At 33.9% G+C, this 19,747-nt stretch carries 16 protein-coding genes; 3 read left to right on the forward strand and 13 right to left on the reverse strand.

Going from position 1 to position 19,747, the window contains the following annotated elements:
• Positions 1-19: 19 nt before the first annotated feature.
• From ftsX to LB941_RS03315, 7 genes are all read right to left on the reverse strand, one after another.
• Complete coding sequence (ftsX, locus tag LB941_RS03285; RefSeq protein WP_253359450.1) at positions 20-907, reverse strand: permease-like cell division protein FtsX; 888 nt, start codon at positions 905-907, stop codon at positions 20-22.
• Positions 888-1,583 carry a cell division ATP-binding protein FtsE gene (ftsE, locus tag LB941_RS03290; protein ID WP_253359451.1) on the reverse strand — a complete coding sequence of 232 codons (696 nt, stop codon included), beginning with the start codon at positions 1,581-1,583 and terminating at the stop codon, positions 888-890. The genes ftsX and ftsE overlap by 20 nt, the downstream gene beginning before the upstream one ends.
• A gap of 96 nt (positions 1,584-1,679) precedes the next feature.
• Positions 1,680-2,793 (reverse strand): peptide chain release factor 2 gene (gene prfB / locus LB941_RS03295; protein ID WP_253359452.1). Its coding sequence is split into 2 segments (ribosomal slippage): positions 1,680-2,720 and positions 2,722-2,793, totalling 1,113 coding nucleotides; the frame shifts between segments, so codons are not numbered across the junction.
• Positions 2,794-2,884: 91 nt separating this feature from the next.
• Positions 2,885-5,248, reverse strand: coding sequence for a preprotein translocase subunit SecA (secA, locus tag LB941_RS03300; RefSeq protein WP_253359453.1), 2,364 nt, complete (start codon positions 5,246-5,248; stop codon positions 2,885-2,887).
• A 435-nt stretch (positions 5,249-5,683) separates the two neighbouring features.
• Positions 5,684-6,238, reverse strand: coding sequence for a ribosome hibernation-promoting factor, HPF/YfiA family (gene hpf, locus LB941_RS03305; protein WP_253359454.1), 555 nt, complete (start codon positions 6,236-6,238; stop codon positions 5,684-5,686).
• Between the two features lie 156 nt (positions 6,239-6,394).
• A complete protein-coding gene (locus tag LB941_RS03310) occupies positions 6,395-7,093 on the reverse strand; it encodes a ComF family protein (protein ID WP_253359455.1) in 699 nt (232 codons plus the stop codon).
• Positions 7,090-8,421 (reverse strand): ATP-dependent helicase ComFA, encoded by a 1,332-nt coding sequence (locus LB941_RS03315; RefSeq protein WP_253359456.1) that lies wholly within the window; start codon positions 8,419-8,421, stop codon positions 7,090-7,092. Before LB941_RS03315 ends, LB941_RS03310 begins: the two co-directional genes overlap by 4 nt.
• A gap of 62 nt (positions 8,422-8,483) precedes the next feature.
• Here LB941_RS03315 and LB941_RS03320 point away from each other — a divergent pair, with 62 nt between their 5' ends.
• The gene (locus LB941_RS03320; protein ID WP_425270485.1) at positions 8,484-9,119 is read left to right on the forward strand and encodes a YigZ family protein; all 636 of its coding nucleotides are present in this window, start codon (positions 8,484-8,486) and stop codon (positions 9,117-9,119) included.
• A 46-nt stretch (positions 9,120-9,165) separates the two neighbouring features.
• Here the strand turns inward: LB941_RS03320 and LB941_RS03325 are convergent, their stop codons facing one another.
• From LB941_RS03325 to groES, 4 genes are all read right to left on the reverse strand, one after another.
• Positions 9,166-10,272, reverse strand: coding sequence for a glycosyltransferase family 4 protein (locus LB941_RS03325; protein ID WP_253359459.1), 1,107 nt, complete (start codon positions 10,270-10,272; stop codon positions 9,166-9,168).
• Between the two features lie 418 nt (positions 10,273-10,690).
• Positions 10,691-12,526: a potassium transporter KimA gene (gene kimA, locus LB941_RS03330; RefSeq protein ID WP_253359460.1), complete on the reverse strand. Its 1,836-nt coding sequence runs from the start codon at positions 12,524-12,526 to the stop codon at positions 10,691-10,693.
• Positions 12,527-12,836: 310 nt separating this feature from the next.
• Positions 12,837-14,462 carry a chaperonin GroEL gene (groL, locus tag LB941_RS03335; RefSeq protein WP_253359461.1) on the reverse strand — a complete coding sequence of 542 codons (1,626 nt, stop codon included), beginning with the start codon at positions 14,460-14,462 and terminating at the stop codon, positions 12,837-12,839.
• Positions 14,463-14,505: 43 nt separating this feature from the next.
• On the reverse strand, positions 14,506-14,790 hold the full coding sequence (gene groES, locus LB941_RS03340) for a co-chaperone GroES (RefSeq protein WP_253359462.1): 285 nt from the start codon (positions 14,788-14,790) through the stop codon (positions 14,506-14,508).
• Between the two features lie 249 nt (positions 14,791-15,039).
• Between groES and LB941_RS03345 the strand changes: the two genes are divergently transcribed.
• A complete protein-coding gene (locus LB941_RS03345) occupies positions 15,040-15,663 on the forward strand; it encodes a CPBP family intramembrane glutamic endopeptidase (protein WP_253359463.1) in 624 nt (207 codons plus the stop codon).
• A 41-nt stretch (positions 15,664-15,704) separates the two neighbouring features.
• On the opposite strand, the gene LB941_RS03350 is transcribed toward LB941_RS03345, so the two are convergent.
• The gene (locus LB941_RS03350; protein ID WP_253359465.1) at positions 15,705-16,367 is read right to left on the reverse strand and encodes a redox-sensing transcriptional repressor Rex; all 663 of its coding nucleotides are present in this window, start codon (positions 16,365-16,367) and stop codon (positions 15,705-15,707) included.
• A gap of 228 nt (positions 16,368-16,595) precedes the next feature.
• On the opposite strand from LB941_RS03350, the gene LB941_RS03355 reads away from it, so the two are divergent.
• A complete protein-coding gene (locus LB941_RS03355) occupies positions 16,596-18,539 on the forward strand; it encodes an ABC transporter ATP-binding protein (protein ID WP_253359467.1) in 1,944 nt (647 codons plus the stop codon).
• Positions 18,540-18,706: 167 nt separating this feature from the next.
• Here LB941_RS03355 and tsaD read toward each other — a convergent pair whose 3' ends face one another.
• The gene (gene tsaD, locus LB941_RS03360; RefSeq protein WP_253359469.1) at positions 18,707-19,741 is read right to left on the reverse strand and encodes a tRNA (adenosine(37)-N6)-threonylcarbamoyltransferase complex transferase subunit TsaD; all 1,035 of its coding nucleotides are present in this window, start codon (positions 19,739-19,741) and stop codon (positions 18,707-18,709) included.
• Positions 19,742-19,747 lie beyond the last annotated feature (6 nt).

A 19,747-nucleotide genomic window follows, 5' to 3' on the forward strand; every position in this document is an offset into this window, starting at 1 on the left:
AATGTTTTTTGCGAATCATCTATATTTTCAAGAACTTGCTCATTGATACTCCTGCTCCCAAAGCCCCAATAACAATTCCAATTACTGCGAGTAAAAGATCTATTTGCCATAAAAATTGGCCAGGAACTAGCAAACGATATGATGTACTTTCTAGTGACTTTGATAGAACTGCATAAGCCCAATTATAGCCTACATCAACTAAAACAATTGGAATAATTGCACCAAATAATCCCGTCCAAGCACCTTCTAATACAAATGGCCAGCGAATATAATTATTAGTTGCTCCAACCAAACGCATAATTCCAATTTCATCTTTACGTGATAAAATAGTAATTCGAATTGTGTTGGAAATCAGAAAGACTGCTACAAAAAGTAATAGAATACTAATTATTGCGCCCCAACGTTGGACCGTTCCTACAACTTTAAAGAGTTTTTTAGCAGCTATGCCTCCATACCGCGCGTCGTACACATTTTTAATCTTTTTAGCCTTGTTGGCTACCGTAATAGTCTGTGAGGGACTTTTTGTATCAACAACATAAACATCATATAATGGATTACTATCTCCTCTAAATAAACGAAAATCATTTCCATAAACTCCAATAATATTTTTTAATTCCTCACTACGACTTGAAAATTCTATCTTTTTCACACCATCAATTTTAGTTAATTTTTGCTTGATTTGCTTAATTTGTTTTTCGTTTGTCCCACGATCAATAATAACCCGCACTTGCACATCGTTTTCAACATCATGTGCAATTTTATTAACATTCAATAATATTGACAGTAACACGCCTACTAGTAATAAGGTAACTGTAACAGCACTGATAGCCGCAACTGACATCCACCCATTTCGCTTAAGACTTTTCAAGCTTTCGGCTAAATGTCGTTTAAACGTTAGCTTTTTCATTGCTGTATACTCCCCCTTCTTCATCTCGAATAATTCTCCCACTATTTATTTCAATCACACGATGCTTGTACTCATTTACTATGTAACTATTGTGTGTTGCCATAACAACTGTAGTTCCACCCTGATTTATCCGCTCAAGAATATCCATAATTTCTTCAGCTGTTTCAGGATCCAAATTACCTGTTGGTTCATCTGCGATCAGTATGCTTGGTTGATTAGCAATAGCTCGTGCAATTGCAATTCTTTGCTGCTCGCCACCAGAAAGCTCTGTCGGAAAATTATTCTTTTTGTCAACTAGATTAACTAATTCCAATACCCGGTTAACGCGTTCAGTTACTTCTTCAGGTGTTTTCTCAATCACCTGAAGTGCATAAGCAATGTTTTCAAAAATGGTCAAGCGTGGTAATAACTTGAAATCTTGAAAAACAATTCCCAGTTCGCGACGTAAATATGGAACTTCGCGACTTTTAATATTTTCAAGCTCATATTTATTAACCTTGATCTCACCACTTGTTGGTACTTCTTCGCGATACATCATCTTTATAAAAGTAGACTTGCCCGCACCACTTGGTCCTACAACATAAACAAACTCACCTGTTTTTATTTTTACAGAAATATTATCTGTTGCCGTTATATCATTAGCATACTTTTTGGTTACATTCTTAAATTCAATCAAAAGGCGATCCTCCCCATAGTTACATATCAACTGTTATTATATCATTATAATTAGCGCTAACATTTCATATATATTACAGTTATTTTTCAATTATACTTACTTGCTTCTCTTCAAGTTCCATTGTAAATAAGCATTAATAAAATCATCTAAATTTCCATCCATAACCGCGGTAGCATTTCCCGTTTCATAGTTAGTTCGATGATCTTTAACCATCGAATATGGGTGAAAGACATATGATCTAATCTGAGAGCCCCAGCCAATATCCAATTGTTCGCCTTGAATAGCCGCCTTTTGCTTATTTTTTTGTTCAACTTCAAGTTGATACAATTTTGAACGTAACATACTTTCAGCTGTCGCACGGTTTTGAAATTGTGATCTTTGTGCTTGACTTGATACCACAATTCCTGTTGGTATATGGATTAGTCTCACAGCAGACGATGTTTTATTGATATGCTGTCCACCTGCTCCACTTGCACGAAAAACTTCCATTTTTACATCTTCTGGTCTAATCTCTATATCAACCGTATCGTCAAGTTCAGGCATTACATTAACAGATGCAAACGATGTATGTCTGCGACCTGCTGCATCAAACGGGGAGATTCTGACTAAGCGATGGACACCTTTTTCACTACGTAGATAACCATAAGCATTCATACCTTCAATTAAAAGAGTAACACTTTTAATTCCAGCTTCATCACCATCTTGATAATCTATAGTTTCAACTCTAAAATTATGCTGTTCGGCCCATCGAGTATACATTCTTAACAGCATTGAACCCCAATCTTGAGATTCTGTTCCGCCCGCGCCTGGATGAATTTCTAAAATTGCATTATCTTTATCGTACTTTTCATTTAGCAGCATGCCTAAGTGATATGCCTGCATTTTTTTCTCAGTAGTCGTATATAATTCAGCTAATTCAGCATTCAAATCTTCATCATCTGGCTCTTCTTGTACCATATCTAATAAAATTTGCAAATCATCTACTGCTGAAGTAAGTTTGTTGAAATTATCATACTTATTTTTTAAATCATTATTTTCATTAATTACTTTTTGTGCTGCTTCTTGATTATTCCAAAAATCAGGTTCTGCCATTTTGGCTTCATTTACTGCTATACCTTCTTCAAGCCCTTCTAAGTCAAAGAGACCCCCTAAAGTTTAGAATTTGTTCCTTCATTTGTGTTATTTCGCGTTTGTAATCACTATATTCCATACAATCTAGCTCCTTTAATTTTAAACTAAAAAAGCTAAAAAACTAGGCTGCTTCAATTAACAGTTATCTGCCTCGTTTTTTAGCTTCCTTCTTATCTTTTAATATTTTGCCGAATTTCAGCTTTTAAGAAGAGTCTCGTAATATCGTATTCAATATCACCTATCATTTGTTCAAACATTGTAAAACCATCTGATTGATACTCAACCAATGGATTCAACTGACCATACCCACGCAATCCGATAGATTGACGCAATTGGTCCATTTCATCAATATGATCCGTCCAATGAGAATCGACAACTCTTAAAACGACAACCTTTTCGAACTCTAGCATTTGACTAGCATCATACAGTTGTTTTTCTTTTAACTTGTAATTTGCCTCAACTCTATCCATTAGATAAGCAACTATTTCATCCGGTGTTTTACCCACAATATCTGAGAGCTCAATACTATTTTCATTCACCATAGAAGAAATTGCAAAATCAAGAATGGCTTGTAAATTCCACTCATTTTTATCACCTTGCGTATGAACTTGAACAATATGTTCTACAGTTCTTCTTATCATAGGTACAATTACTGTTTTTAGTGATTTATCTTCCATAATAACTTGTTGACGTTGCTTATATATTATCTCACGTTGTGCTCGCATAACATCATCGTATTGCAAGACTTGCTTACGCGTATCATAATTATTTCCTTCTACTCGTTTTTGTGCAGATTCCACTTGACGTGTAATCATCCGTGATTGAATAACAGCATCATCAGCAGCTACTTTCATTTTTTCAAGAAAGAGTTTAATTCGTTCCGAACCAAAGCGCAACATTAAATCATCTTCAAGCGAAAGATAAAACTGTGAAACTCCTGGATCACCTTGACGACCTGAGCGTCCTCGTAACTGATTATCAATTCTTCGTGATTCATGGCGTTCTGTTCCAATAACAGCTAATCCTCCGACTTCACGTACACCAGGTCCTAATTTAATATCAGTCCCACGTCCAGCCATATTAGTAGCAATTGTAACAGCACCTTGTTGGCCCGCATTCATAATAATTTCGGCTTCACGTGCATGATTTTTAGCATTTAAAACAGAGTGAACAATTCCTTCATGATCAAGCAATTTAGCTAATAACTCTGACGTTTCTACCGCAACTGTCCCAACTAAGATTGGTTGTCCTGCAGCATTTCGTTCCTTGATATCTTCAACTACCGCCTTAAATTTGCTTTCTAAAGTTGGATATAACAAATCCGGGCGATCATCTCGGATAACCGGCTTGTTTGTTGGAATCGAGATAACTTCCATATTGTATATTTCACGAAATTCTTCTTGTTCCGTTTTAGCTGTTCCTGTCATTCCTGATAGTTTTTTATACATCCGGAAGAAGTTTTGATAAGTGATATTAGCCATTGTTTTTGTTTCTTCTTCAATTTTCACATGTTCTTTAGCCTCTATCGCTTGATGTAAGCCATCAGAATAACGTCTTCCTTCCATGATTCGGCCTGTAAATTGATCAACAATTAAAACCTCGCCATCCTGAACAACGTAATCTTTATCACGCAACATAATAAAATTAGCCCGCAATGCATTATCTAAATGATGGTTCAAAGCTGTATTATCAGTATCATATAGATTAGTTAGTCCAAAATACTTCTCACCTTTCTTTATACCTTCTTCGGTCAAAGAAACAGTTTTTGATTCTAAATCGATTTTAAAATCTTCTTTTTCAGTTAAGGTCTTTGCAAAACGGTCCGTCCGTGTATATAAAGTAGTTGAACCAGTTGCTTGACCTGAAATAATTAATGGTGTCCGTGCTTCATCTATTAAAATTGAGTCAACTTCATCAACAATAACAAAATTTAAGGGACGTTGCACCATATCTTCACGATAAACAACCATATTATCTCTTAAATAATCAAATCCTAATTCACTATTTGTAGAATACGTAATATCTGCTTGATATGCCTCACGCTTTTCATCAGGTGTCTTGTTGGAAATATTTAAGCCCACTTTAAGCCCCAGCCATGAATATAATTCACCCATTTCTGTTGCATCACGTTTGGAAAGATATTCATTCACAGTAACTACGTGTACACCTTCTCCAGAAAGTGCATTCAAATAAACAGGCATCGTTGCAGTCAAGGTTTTCCCTTCACCTGTTTTCATTTCAGCAATATTTCCTTCGTGTAAAACAACTCCACCTATGATTTGCACGCGATATGGATATAATCCTAACACACGTTTTGCTCCTTCACGAGCAACTGCAAATGCTTCTGGTAATAAGTCATCTAAACTAGCACCATCTTGATAACGCTGCTTTAACATTGGCGTTTTCGCCTGTAATTCTTCATCGGATAAAACTTCCATATCTGCGGCATAAGCCTCAACCTTATCGGCAATTTTACCTAAACGTTTTAAATCGCGCTTGTCACTTTCTACCCATTTTTTAAGGACATTTGCCATGTCATAATTCCTTTCCAATATAACAGTTTTATATATTTAAATTCCATTTTAAATTTAATATACCACGATACATTTTAACATTATTTTCAAAGAATGAAAACACCTTGTAAAAAGTATGCTACATTGGTATTCTTCGAATTTAAATTATCCAACGGATACCTCTTTACGCTTAACTGCCTAAAATTCCACCTTTTCTAAATACGCATAGTTTCAACCATACAAATATACCTTAGCTAATCTTATAAAATGAGATACTACAAAAAACGGTCAACTAAAGAATTCTAACTTCATAACTACAATAATACAGAAATTGGATTTCCCGATGTTACACTAGCTAATTACATTTTAATATTAGTTAGAGATAAAAAAGTACTTCACAATTATTAGACTCTTAGTCTAACAATTATAAAGCACTTCAAGGCTTAATTTATTTTATTAGCCTTCATCTCCAGCTTCAATCAAACCATAACGTCCATCATTGCGCCGATATACAATGTTAATTCCTTGTGTTTCAGCATCCTCATAAATAAAGAAGTTATGCCCTAACATATCCATTTGCAAAACTGCTTCTTCACTATCCATCGGTTTTAAAGAAACACGCTTTGTTCGTACAATTTCAAATTTCTTTTCTTCTTCACTTGACTCATTAGTTGGACTAACGAAATCAGAAAATTCAAATCCCTTTTCACGCGATTTACGGTTAACTTTAGTCTTGTACTTTCTAATCTGACGTTCCAACTTATCAGTAACTAAGTCAATACTTGCATACATATCAGGCGAGGTTTCTTCAGCTCTTAGAACTAGATAAGGCAATGGAATAGTCACTTCAACCTTATACGTCTTGTCTGTATAAACTTTTAAATTTACATGAGCTGTCGAACTGGATGTATTTTCGAAATACTTCTCAAGTTTAGCTAACTTTTTTTCTACGTATTCACGAATTGCTCCAGTAACTTCGATATTTTCACCACGAACATTGATTTTTAACATGGTAAACCTCTCCTTTCCATACCAAGCCATTATCAACTTGGCATCAAAATGCAGGTAATAATCACCTACATTTTATCTACTCTTTCATTATAATGGAAAGCGATTCATTTAACAAATATTATCTTCTCTTTTTAAAATTTTTTATCTAATTTTTATTTATCGACAAAGTGTAATACTTTTCACTGTTTCAGCTCCGTGTTGCATTAATAAATTACGTGCATGATACAGTGTTCTTCCTGTTGTATATATATCATCTAGTAGTAAAATTTTGGCTTTTTTTAACTGACTTATCTGTTCAGAAATTTTAAATGGCTGTTTTGTCAGCATTCGCTCTTTTTTATTTTTGTGAGATTGTTTAATCCGCCCTCTTTTTTCTCTCATACTTATCACTCTAGTTAAGGGTATATTTGTTGTTAGTCCTTCAATTTGATTAAATCCCCTTATCTGCATTGTTTCTTCATCAATTGGAATTGGAACATACAACCAGTCTTTGTCATAATTAATGCTTATAAATTTTTCAAATTTATTTTGAAAAACTAGCCGCAGTCTGTAATCACCTAAGAATTTATATTTTTCTATAAAGCTGCGCATTGCTGTTTGATCATAAACATATAAAGCTTTATTATCTAACAGTTCCCCCGTAATTCTTTTTTTCCACTGCCTACAATCCAAACACATCATTTGCTGATTTTGTTTTCTTCCGCAGCCAAGACAACAATTACTTGCTTTTATTTCTTCAAACGAGTCGTTGCATCTACTACAAACTTTACTGATAGAATATTTTTGAAATGACATTAGCCATTTTAAATTAAAATCAAAGTACACTTTGTTTTGACACAATAAGCAATTACTCATTTTTGCACCTTACTTCCTTTTTTATTTAAAAACTTTATCTGCGCAACAGCAGCTTTAACATTTCGCGAGTACTCACTGCAAGCAAAATAAATATCCCCTTCAGGTCTCTTAAAGCTTCGCCCTACCCTCCCTGCTATTTGTACCAAAGCTGATACTGTAAAATTAGTGTCATCTGCTTTTAAAATCAATATATTTAACGCTGGAAAGGTAACGCCTCTTTCTAGAATCGTTGTTGTAATCAAATAGCGATATTTTAACTTTCTCATATCTGAAACTTTTTTTATTCTCTGAATATCCCCAGAAAAGACCGTTGTTCCGGTAGTATCATGCTTAAGAATTTTTTTCACACTTTGATATACAGGCTCTAACAAACTAATCTTCGGTACAAAAATCAAAAACTGATACCCTTCACTTTCCCAACGTTTGATAATTTTTATTATCTTACGTGATAGTTTGTTCTTTTTTTTAAACACTTTAAGCTGACTGTCTAAAATAATGATTGGTTCTGGTAGCAAATAACCATGAAAACGTAACGGCAAATAACTAACTGTTAATTGCTTTTTTCTAATTTGCTGCAAAAGTTTTCTACTAGGAGTTGCAGTAAGATAAATCAATGTTCCTTTTTCTGTAAGAGCGTTATCTGCGGCATATGCTAATCCTTTATCGCCAACAAAAGGAAAAGCGTCAACTTCATCAATAATTAAAATGTCGAAAGCACGAAAAAAACGTAATAATTGATGTGTCGTGCAAATCACTAATTGAGTATAGCGATATTTTTCATTTTGCTTTCCGTGCAATAAGATAATATCAATGTTATTAAATGCTTGTTTAAAACGAGGATACAATTCATTACAAACATCAACTCGCGGCGATGCTAACGCTATCCTTCTTCCTTTTTGTAATGCCCATGCAATCGTTTCAAATAACATTTCTGTTTTTCCAGCTCCAGTTACTGCCCACATTAAATGTTTTCCGCCTGTTTGAGCAACCTCTAATAGCTCACTTGAACATATAGCTTGCAATTTTGATAACGTTCCTTGCCATGTTAAAGGAGAACTAGTTATTTTTAAAAAGTGATGTGGTTCAGGTATACTGTATAATAGATTATGTGTTGCAACTCTTCCTAATAAAATACAATGTGGGCAATAATAACGTTGACTAGGCAAAGCTACTTCGTCTCGAACTGTTTTATTGCCACAACGTTGACAATAGATATATTTACCACGCTTTAAAACTGCAGGTCGTTTTTCAATATTGGGAGCATTCCGTAAATTGTGAGAAATAACCGTTTCTGGCAATTGTCGACCGTACAAAAATTCTTCATCCATATAATCACTCCTTATAGTATAAATACGCAAACTAAAAAATAATTGGAGGTCATATTTTGAAAATTAATAATTATTTAACTATAAAAAAGGAAGGAAGCACTACTTCATCCATTAAAAAATCCGAATTTATTTGCACTATCGCTCGAACTCAAAATGAAGAAGAAGCACAAGAATTTATTACTGCAATCAAAAAAAAGCATGCTAAAGCCAAACACAATTGCTTTGCATACACATTAGGACTACATGATGAAATTCAACGTGAAAGTGATAACGGCGAACCTTCTGGTACTGCGGGCATGCCTATCTTGGAAGTGTTAAAAAATAATAAGCTACACAATGTTACTGCTGTTGTTACCCGCTATTTTGGGGGAATAAAACTTGGAACTGGCGGTCTTATTCGCGCATATAGCAATGCCACTAGTAATACCATAAATAATATTGGAATTACTAAATGTATTATGCAACAAGAGCTAACTTTGTCACTTCCTTATAATTTGCAAGGCAAGCTTCTCAATTTTATAACAAAGCAAGAAATTGATGTACTAACTACTAGCTATACTGCAGATGTTTCGATCACGCTTATCGTTGATATTTCTAGGATTGATAATGTTATGTCACAAATTACTGATTTACTAAATGCGCGTGTTGATTTTGTTATCGGACCTGCATACTATCGTGATTTTGACTATATAAAATAAAAAATAATAGTTTAGTATTCATCTAACTGTACGATATACCAAACTATTATTTTTTATTATGTTTTTTTCGCTCATGTGTGCCGGCCATCAAAACTAATTTTTTAATCCAATCTAACAAAGGCTGCCTTTTGTCACCAACTAAACCAATTAATTCTACAAAAATCTCAAGTCCAAATAATGTGGCTACAGTCAGTAAAACTGAACCCCATAAATTTGATAGTGGATATAATAATGAAATAAATGAAAAAATCAACGCTATCCCGTAGATAACCAACACTGTTTCTCGATGAGAAAGACCCATTTGCATCAGTCGATGATGTAGGTGATGCTTGTCAGCTTGCGCAATTGGTTTATTATTTAAAACTCTTCGTAAAATAGCATAGATTGTATCTGTAATTGGAACTCCCATGATTATGACCGGAATAATAATTGTAATAAACGTTGCATTCTTCAAACCATATAGTGAAAATACCGACATCATAAACCCAATAAAAAGCGCACCGGTATCGCCAAGATAAATTTGTGCTGGGTGAAAATTATATGGCAAAAAGCCAATCAACGCTGCTACTAGTGTAAACATCATAATAGAAACAAAAGTACTCGTCACATTTAAAAAGAAAAAACCTGTAATAGCACTTGTTGTTAACGCAATAATTGAAACACCTGCTGCTAACCCATCTAAGCCATCAATTAAATTAACCGCATTTGTAATTGCTAAAATCCAAATAATAGTTATTGGTAAACTTAACCAGCCTAACTCTATCGTTCCTAAAAATGGAATAGTTATTGTAGTCATCCGTACACCTACAACAAAATAAACGATTAAAGCAGCAATAATAATCCCTAGTACTTTTTGTCGCGGCTTAAGTTCATATATATCATCTACGACACCTGTTACAATAATAACGCACTGTGCGATTAATAATGAAACTAATTGATCTGTTGGATATTGATTCTTTAATAAAAAAATATTTGCTATATTAAATGACAAAAAAACTGCCAAGCCACCCATTGTTGGCATTGGAACCTTATTCACTCGCCGAGCATTGGGCTTATCAATTGCGCCAATTTTAAATGCTAATTTACGCACAAAAGGCGTTAAAATTGCAGATAAGATTATTGTCGCAAATAAAGACGCAAGGATTCTGTACATACATCTGCCGTCCTTTTTACTCTATATTCATCAAATTAAAAAGATTATTTTTCAAATTTTAATTATTTCAAATAATACCTTTAAGATATATCATACCATATATAAGTTTTTTTTTTAGTGTTTTAAGATAATTTAAGCCAAAAGTCATTAATTTGTTATTAACAAACTACAGTAGCTGCCTTGTTAGCATCAGTGCTATATTATGTTTTTCCAGTTAACTAAATTTAATTTGCTATCATTATTTCTTTAAGAAGCGAGAGCGCCAACAGACAATTAACTAGGAAACATTAACACCACAGCAGATATCTAGTTTACACAACTAAGCTGCCTTTGGAGACACAATTGGGCACAAAGTATTTAGAGATAAGAAAAGCCCAGGAAATTTTATCCCGGACTTTTCAGCTTTTATTACTAATATTTATTTTTTTAAATGATAACTATACGTTGAAACAATAACATTTTCATGCAAATTTAGCGCACGGCGTAACTGTAAAGCCGTTTGGTTATGCAAAATATTTTGCCATGGCTTTTTAGGTACAAACTGTGGCACAAGAACAGTTACAGAATAGTTTCGATTAGCCGCATTTTTAGCAATTACATCTGTAAAACGTAATACTGGTTTTGTAACTGATCTATATGAAGAATGTAAATCAACAAATCTAACATCAGGAAAAGACTGTTTAAACTCATTTGCTGTTTCATGCTCTTTTTTAGGATTAGTATCAAAAGAAACATGCATTGCAATAACATAATCACCAATAGAACGAGCATAATTAATTGCACCTGTTGTAACATGCGTAACTGAACTAACTAATACAATGACGGTTGAACCATCATATTCATGAACAGCAGTTTCTTCTTCCATACTAAGTCTTAATTGTGCTGCAATTTTAACATAATGATCATGCACTTTGTAAAACATAAACAGTAGAAACGGCATAATTATTAAGTATGGCCATACATTTTCAAAGTGTAACCAAAACAAAAAGACAACCAGTAAAAATGAAATTAACGCCCCAATAAAATTAAAGAACGTATTGATAATCCAATTACTTCCACGTTCTCTAAACCAATGAATAATCATTCCTGATTGAGAAAGAGTAAAGGGAATAAAAACTCCGACTGCGTATAGTGGAATCAACAAATTAGTTTGACCATGGAAAATAAAAATCAATGCGATTGCCCCTACCGCTAATGAAATAATCCCATTTGAGTAACCTAATCGATCTCCTTTATCCATAAATAAATGTGGCATAAATTTATCCTTTGCCATGTTATAAGCTAAAATCGGAAAAGCAGAAAAACCGGTATTCGCAGCTACCGCTAAAATCATTGCCGTTGATAACTGTAATAAATAGTAGAATATTCCTTTTCCAAATACAGCAACTCCAATTTGTGAAAGGACTGTTTGATCTGAATTAGGCATAACACCTAAATAATAGTTCAAAAACGTAATTCCTGAGAAAAAGGCAGCTAAAATAATTGCCATAATTGCCAATGTATTAGCAGCATTTTTTCTTCTTGGGCTTTTAAAATTAGGAACAGCATTGCTAATTGCTTCAACACCTGTCAGTGAAGATGAACCAGCTGAAAATGCCTTTAAGAAAAGAATAACCGTCATACCTGGGACAACAGCACCAACACTTGCTGCTGCATGATATTGTAATTTACCTGTTGCAATATTAAAAAGTCCCCATACAACCAAACCTACAATCATAATTACAAAAAAATACACTGGCACAGTTAAAAATGATGCCGATTCACGCATCCCGCGCAAATTCAAAGTCATAATAAATAATACAATAACCACTGCAATAGCTACACTATGAGCTCGTAATACAGGAATTGCTGATGTGATAGCCTCCGTACCAGAAGTTACAGAAACAGCTACCGTTAGCATATAATCAACTAACAGTGAACCACCAGCAATAAGACCAGCTCCTGTCCCCCAGTTCTTGGTTGCAACGACGTATGCTCCCCCTCCAGAAGGATACGCATGAATAATTTGTCGATATGACATTGTAATAGCAAATAACAGGACTAACACAATCCCAGCTGCTGGCAATGCATACCATGTTGCTGCCGCGGATAACATGAAAAGAACTGTTGTAATTTGCTCGGTACCATATGCCACAGATGATAAAGCATCTGAAGAAAGAAGTGCTAATGCTTTAAACTTTGTCAAAGATTGACCACTTTCATCAGAAGTTTTCAACGGTTGACCTATTAATAACCGTTTTAAATAACGCCACATATTAATTCTCCTTTAAAATTAATCATATTACCTCATAGTTTTTTTAAATTAAACACAACTATTTTACACCAAGATAAGTCAAATTAGTACCCATACTATCTAAAAAGTTCAACCAATTGCCAACTTTGTCTTGAAAATGTAACTCGAATTATATGTAACCATATTTTAACAAAAGTTTCAACCCAAAAAATAAAGAGTGAACCAAAAGGCAGTTAGCTAGAACGTATTGGGACACTAAATATTCAGAAATAAAAAAGTCCAAGAATTTTATCTTGGACTCTCCTTATATAATTTTTAGATAAAAATTATATTACATCATACCACCCATACCACCTGGAGCTGGTGCAGCTGGTACATCTGACTTAGGTTCTGGTTTATCTGCAACAACGGCTTCTGTAGTTAATAATAAAGCAGATACACTTGCTGCATTTTGCAATGCTGAACGTGTAACTTTTGTTGGGTCAACAATACCTGCTTTTACCATATCAACCCATTCATCTGTAGCAGCATTATAACCAATACCATCTTTTTGTTCTTTAAGTTTTTCAACAATCACTGAACCTTCTAATCCAGCATTAGCAGCAATTTGACGAACTGGTTCTTCTAAAGCGCGCTTAACAATATTAATACCTGTTAAAACATCACCTTTTTCTTTCAAAGCTGTAACTTCAGGAATTACATTAACTAATGCTGTACCACCGCCTGAGACAAAACCTTCTTCAACAGCAGCACGAGTTGCATTCAAAGCATCTTCAATTCGATATTTACGTTCTTTTAATTCTGTTTCAGTTGCTGCACCAACTTTAATTACAGCAACTCCACCAGCCAATTTAGCTAAACGTTCTTGGAGTTTCTCACGATCAAAATCAGATGTTGTTTCTGCAATTTGTTTTCTGATTTGGTCTACACGATCAGAAATTTTTGCAGAATCTCCAGCGCCTTCAGTAATTGTTGTATTTTCTTTTGTCACAATTATTTTATGTGCTGAACCTAATTGATCAATTGTCGTATCTTTTAATTGCAATCCTAAATCATCTGTAATTAATGTTGCACCAGTTAATACAGCAATATCTTCTAACATTGCCTTACGTCTGTCGCCAAAACCAGGAGCTTTGACAGCAACGACATTGAAGCTACCACGAATTTTATTCAAAACTAATGTTGGTAATGCTTCACCATCAACATCATCTGCTACAATTAACAAAGCACGTCCTTGTTGTACAACTTCTTGCAACAATGGCAAAATTTCTTGGATATTTGAAACTTTTTTGTCTGTCAATAAGATGTATGGATTATCTAGATCTGCTTCCATCTTATCTGTATCTGTAACCATATATTGTGATAAATATCCACGATCAAATTGCATACCTTCTACAACATCAAGTGAAGTATCAATACCTTTTGATTCTTCAATCGTGATAACACCATCGTTGCCCACCTTTTCCATAGCATCTGCAATTAAACTGCCCACTTCTTCACTTGCAGATGAAATAGCTGCAACTTGAGCTATGTCGCTTTTAGATTCAACTTTATGCGACATCTTGTGCAAACCTTCAACGGCTGCTTTCGTAGCCTTCTCGATTCCTGCACGAATTCCTACTGGATTTGCACCAGCAGTTACATTTTTCATACCTTCATTAACGATAGCTTGTGCCAAAACTGTTGCTGTTGTTGTACCATCACCAGCAATATCATTAGTCTTTGAAGCAACTTCTGCGACTAACTTTGCACCCATATTTTCAAAATGGTCTTCTAATTCTACAGCCTTTGCAATTGTTACACCATCATTTGTAATCGTAGGTGAGCCATAGGATTGTTCTAAAACCACATTTCTACCCTTTGGTCCAATTGTTGACTTAACTGTATTAGCTAGTTTATCAACACCTGCTAACATTTTTGAACGTGCATCTTCTGAAAACTTAATTTCTTTTGCCATCAAATATTCACCTCATATAATAAATTAATTAATACATCTACAATTAGTCCACAATAGCAACAATATCTTTTTCGTGAACAACTAAATAAGTTTTTTCTTCATACTTAACTTCTGTTCCAGAATATTTATCAAATAAAACAACTTCACCTTTTTTTACACTTGGAGTAACCTTCTGACCGTTATCCAATACACGACCATCACCAACAGCTACTACTTCAGCTGTTTGAGGCTTTTCTTTAGCATTTGAAGCTAAGATAATGCCACCCACTTTTTGTTCTTCTTCCTTTTGAACTTCTAAGATTACTCGATCTCCTAATGGTTTAAGCACTTTAAATCCCTCCATGTCTTTTTTAGCACTCTTCAGTATTGAGTGCTAACTGATTACAGTTATTACTATACTCACTTTAGTATCGAAATGCAAGCTTTTTTTATCACTCTCTTATGTTGAGTGCTAAAAAAACAATTATCCCTTATTAAATAAGTATTTTCCATGCAAAGAAACTGTAATTTTCCATCTATACATAAGTATATATGCTATAATCACTATATGCTAATAAATAAGAAATGAGGCAAACATATGGCATTAAAGCGTAATTCGCTTTTTATTTTAATTGGTTATTTTTTTGTTATGAATATTAGCAGTTTAGTTAGTTTTTATTTTGCTCATAGCAATTTTTTATATCCAAGTATTACTATCTTTAATCTAATTGGATGCAGTATTGTTGTTTATTTAAATATTCATTTTCCTTATCAAAATAAACTCGAAGAAAAACCATACTCACTTAATAAAAGTATTATGGCTATTATATTAGGCATAATTGGAGTTTTTTTAGTTCAAAAAGGATGTTTATTTATTGAAGTAACTTTTTTAAATCAAACTTTAACATCAAACAATACAAATATATTAATCGAGACTTTTAAACAATATCCATATTATGCACTAGTAATAACGCTAACCGCGCCTATCATGGAAGAATTGGTTTTTCGCAAAGTTCTCTTTGGTAACTTAACTGTAATTCTTCCTCCGATTGGGGCTGCTATCTTGTCTAGTATCCTGTTTTCACTTGTCCATAATGACGGACATTATCTCACTTATGCATGTATGGGGCTTGTCTTTTGCTATGTTTATGCAAAAACAAAGCGAATTTCTGCATCGATGGCAGTGCATATTGGGATGAATATACTAATTTTATTGCTGTAAATCAAAAAAACAAAGCAGGCCGATTATCTACCTGCTTTGTTTTAAACATCTAAACTATCTTCTTCATCATCTTTTGTACCAAAATGATCTAGAAAATAAATCAATGTTTGCAATTCATTTGTTAAATCAACATTTTGTACCCGAACGGTATCAGGAACAGAGATTCTTAGTGGTGTGAAGTTTAAGATACCCTTGACCCCTGTTTCCATTATTTCATCAGTCACTTTTTGTGCAACTGGTGATGGAACGGTTAAAATTACAATTTCAATTTGTTGAATTGTTAATTGTTCTTTCATATCAGCCATTGGATAAATTGGTACACCACTTTGAATTGTACCTGTGATTTCTTCATTAATATCAAAAGCAGCACTAATTCGTACATTGTTTGCTTTGTGAAAATTAAAGTTCAGCAATGCATGTCCAAGGTTACCAACACCGATTAACGCTACATTGGTTAATTTGTCTTGATTTAGTATCTTTTTGAAAAAATTAATCAAAATTTCTACTTCGTATCCGTAACCTCGTTTGCCTAAGGCGCCAAAATAAGAAAAGTCCCTTCGTATAGTTGCTGAATCAACCTTAACAGCCTCAGCTAATTCTGTTGAAGATACTCTTTTTTTACCAGAATCCGCTAAAATATTCAGATAACGATAATAGATTGGTAAACGTTTGGCTGTTGCATTAGGAATATTATCAGTAGCCATTTTCCAACTCCCTTTCACATGGTTCACTAACTTATTCTAACATATTGTTAGTCAAATTTAAATAAAAATGTTTTTTAATTCACAATCTGTTTACAAAAGGCGATAACCATACTAAATAATTGCTAATTATTTAATCACAAAGTTTTTATGAAAATTACTAGATTAAAAACATTTTTTATCTAGTAAAACAACTATTAAAATATTTTTACACAAGCAGGTGATATACTCATGATTTTACTACAAGCACAACAAGTCGCACGTCATTTCGGTGCTGATATTCTTTTTACCAATATCGACATTGACATTCAAGAATCATCTCGAATAGGTTTAGTCGGACGCAATGGAGTCGGAAAATCTACTTTGATTCAAATGCTCCTAGGAAATACTGAACCCGATGAAGGAAAGATCGTAAAAAAAAGAGGCCTTACCATTGGTTATCTTGCTCAAAATACTGGACTTGAATCAGAAAAAACCGTCTTTGAAGAAATGAAAAGTGTTTTTAATTATCTACAGAAAATGGAAGAACAGCTACATCTATTAGAGGTTAGTATTGCAACTGCATCAGATCACTCAACAGCTGATTATACAAAATTAACCAAACAGTATGACCAACTTCTCCATGATTTTAAAGAACAAAATGGCTATGGCTATGAAAATGAAATTAAAGCCGTCCTTCATGGATTTAATTTTTACGACGAAACTTATAATCGACCTGTTTCATCTCTTTCTGGTGGTCAAAAAACCCGCTTAGCTCTTGCCAAACTTTTATTAGAAAAAAGAGAACTTCTTATTTTAGATGAACCAACAAATCATTTAGACATAGATACTTTAACCTGGCTTGAAAAATATATCCAAGGGTATCAAGGTGCGCTTTTAATTGTTTCACATGACCGCTACTTTTTAGACAAAATTGTTACTGAAATTTATGAAATAGATCACCATCATTCCTCTTATTACAAAGGAAATTATTCAAACTTTATTAAAGAAAAAGATATTCGTTTAAAACAAGCTTGGAAAAATTATGAAAAGCAACAAAATGAAATTAATAAATTAGAGGATTTTGTTAATAAAAATCTAGTTCGAGCTTCTACCACCAAAAGAGCCCAAAGTAGACGCAAACAATTAGAAAAAATGGAACGCTTAGAACAACCGGAAGGAGACACTAAAGGCCCTCGTTTTAGCTTTAGCAGTACAAAAGAAAGTGGGAATGTTGTTTTAACTGTTACTGATGCCGCAATAGGTTATGACAACAATATCATTGCTGCACCAATTAATATTGATTTACGTAAACATAAAATTATGGCTATTGTAGGCCCAAACGGGATTGGCAAATCAACGCTTCTTAAAAGTATTTTGCATAAAATTCCCTTTATTACCGGCACATCTGAATTAGGTACTAATGTTCAACTTGGTTATTATGACCAAGAACAAAAAAATTTACATCCCCAAAAAACTGTTTTAAATGAAATTTGGGATGATCATCCTACACTTCCAGAACGTGATGTCCGTTCAATATTAGGAAGTTTTCTTTTTATTGGTGATGATGTCAAAAAGGTTGTTCATAATCTTTCTGGTGGTGAAAAAGCACGCCTTCTATTAACAAAATTGGCTCTACAACATGACAACCTCTTATTACTTGATGAACCAACAAACCACTTGGATATTGATAGCAAAGAGGTTCTAGAACAAGCTCTCTTACATTTTAATGGTACCATTTTATTTGTTTCACACGATCGTTATTTCATTAATAAGGTTGCTACTAGTGTTTTAGAAATTGAACCTTCTGGAAGTACTTTATATCTGGGTGATTACGACTACTATATCTCAAAAAAAGAAGAACAAGAACTTCTTGCTACTGATAAGTTGAAAGAAGTTGCTACTATCCAACCTGATATCTCGGCTGGAAAGCTAACTTATCAACAAGGTAAGCAACATCAAAAACAAGAACGTAAACTACAACGGCTTGTTTTGGAAGCTGAAAAAAAGGTTGATACACTTGACCAACAAAAAAAGAACATCGAATTACAAATGTCTAATCCAGAATATTTTAACGATATTTCTAAGTTACAGCAGCTACAACAACAGTTAAGTGCTGTTTCTATTCAACTAGAAAAAGCAGAAGTTGCCTGGGAACAAAGTAGTTTAGCTTTAGAAGAATTTTTAGAAAAATAATTATTATTACAAATAGAATCCAGAACTAAAGTTCTGGATTCTATTTTTTATCTATATATTTGGTGTCAAAATATACACTATAAACAAGTAGTTGCACTTAGTGCTAACTATTTGTGTTCTATTCACATTTTGTAAAATACTTTCTCTGATTTATTAGAAATACAATGCTATTTCTCCATTCCTGGATACCACTCAAATTCTAAACTAGGGTCTGCATTTAGATCAAGATCTGCGTGTATTCCATTTTTAAGCGCAACATAGCCTGCTGCACCAATCATTGCTGCATTATCTCCACAAAGATTTAATGGGGCTTTCAACAGTTTAACCTCGGGAAAAGCTTTAAGTTCAATATCTAGCCGTTCGCGTAGCCCGTTATTAGCAGCTACTCCTCCTGCTAAAATTAACTGTTTTACTTTAAATTGTTTTAATGCTCTAATTGTTTTATTCGCCAAAACATCAACGACACTCTGTTGAAAGCTAGCTGCTAAATCAGCTTTGCTTAATGTTTCCTTAATTTGATCTGCATGGTGAACTGTATTTATAAATGCACTTTTTAAGCCACTGAAGCTAAAATCAAAATTATTTTCTTTTTCCATCGCCCTAGGAAAATTAAATGTATCCTGACCAGTATGTGCTAAATCATCTATCTGCTTGCCTGATGGATATGTCATACCTAACACACGACCGACTTTATCGTAGGCTTCACCAGCTGCATCATCTCTTGTTTCTCCAATAATTTGAAATTCATTTTCGGTTGGTAGATAAACAATTTCTGTATGTCCCCCTGAAACAAGTAGTGCTAACGCCGGAAATTCAATAGGTGCTACAAAACGGGCTGCGTAAATATGCCCTGCCATATGATTAACTGGAATCAAAGGTAAATTATGCGCAAATGCAACTGCTTTGGCTGCTGCGACACCTACTAATAATGCGCCAACTAACCCTGGACCATAAGTTACTGCAACTGCACTCAAATCCGAATATTGGGCCTTAGCAATTCGTAATGCATCATCAATACAACCTGTTATTTGTTCTATATGATGTCTACTAGCAACTTCAGGTACGACGCCACCAAAACGCTTATGACTATTAATTTGTGTTGCCACAACATTAGATAAAATCTTAGATCCGTTTTCAATTACAGCTACACTCGTCTCATCACAGCTAGACTCAAAAGCTAAAATTAGTGTTCTTTTACTCATAGCTAC

Origin of the sequence: Ligilactobacillus ubinensis (assembly GCF_024160875.1) — a bacterium.
Lineage (GTDB): Bacteria > Bacillota > Bacilli > Lactobacillales > Lactobacillaceae > Ligilactobacillus > Ligilactobacillus ubinensis.

What these genes read in the sequence shown, in the direction of transcription:
- ftsX (WP_253359450.1), bottom strand. Translation starts at nt 907, where the DNA reads ATGAAAAAGCTAACGTTTAAACGACATTTAGCCGAAAGCTTGAAAAGT.
- secA (WP_253359453.1), bottom strand. Translation starts at nt 5,248, where the DNA reads ATGGCAAATGTCCTTAAAAAATGGGTAGAAAGTGACAAGCGCGATTTA.
- hpf (WP_253359454.1), bottom strand. Translation starts at nt 6,238, where the DNA reads ATGTTAAAAATCAATGTTCGTGGTGAAAATATCGAAGTTACTGGAGCA.
- LB941_RS03310 (WP_253359455.1), bottom strand. Translation starts at nt 7,093, where the DNA reads ATGAGTAATTGCTTATTGTGTCAAAACAAAGTGTACTTTGATTTTAAT.
- LB941_RS03315 (WP_253359456.1), bottom strand. Translation starts at nt 8,421, where the DNA reads ATGGATGAAGAATTTTTGTACGGTCGACAATTGCCAGAAACGGTTATT.
- LB941_RS03325 (WP_253359459.1), bottom strand. Translation starts at nt 10,272, where the DNA reads ATGTACAGAATCCTTGCGTCTTTATTTGCGACAATAATCTTATCTGCA.
- kimA (WP_253359460.1), bottom strand. Translation starts at nt 12,526, where the DNA reads ATGTGGCGTTATTTAAAACGGTTATTAATAGGTCAACCGTTGAAAACT.
- groL (WP_253359461.1), bottom strand. Translation starts at nt 14,462, where the DNA reads ATGGCAAAAGAAATTAAGTTTTCAGAAGATGCACGTTCAAAAATGTTA.
- LB941_RS03345 (WP_253359463.1), top strand. Translation starts at nt 15,040, where the DNA reads ATGGCATTAAAGCGTAATTCGCTTTTTATTTTAATTGGTTATTTTTTT.
- LB941_RS03350 (WP_253359465.1), bottom strand. Translation starts at nt 16,367, where the DNA reads ATGGCTACTGATAATATTCCTAATGCAACAGCCAAACGTTTACCAATC.
- LB941_RS03355 (WP_253359467.1), top strand. Translation starts at nt 16,596, where the DNA reads ATGATTTTACTACAAGCACAACAAGTCGCACGTCATTTCGGTGCTGAT.
- tsaD (WP_253359469.1), bottom strand. Translation starts at nt 19,741, where the DNA reads ATGAGTAAAAGAACACTAATTTTAGCTTTTGAGTCTAGCTGTGATGAG.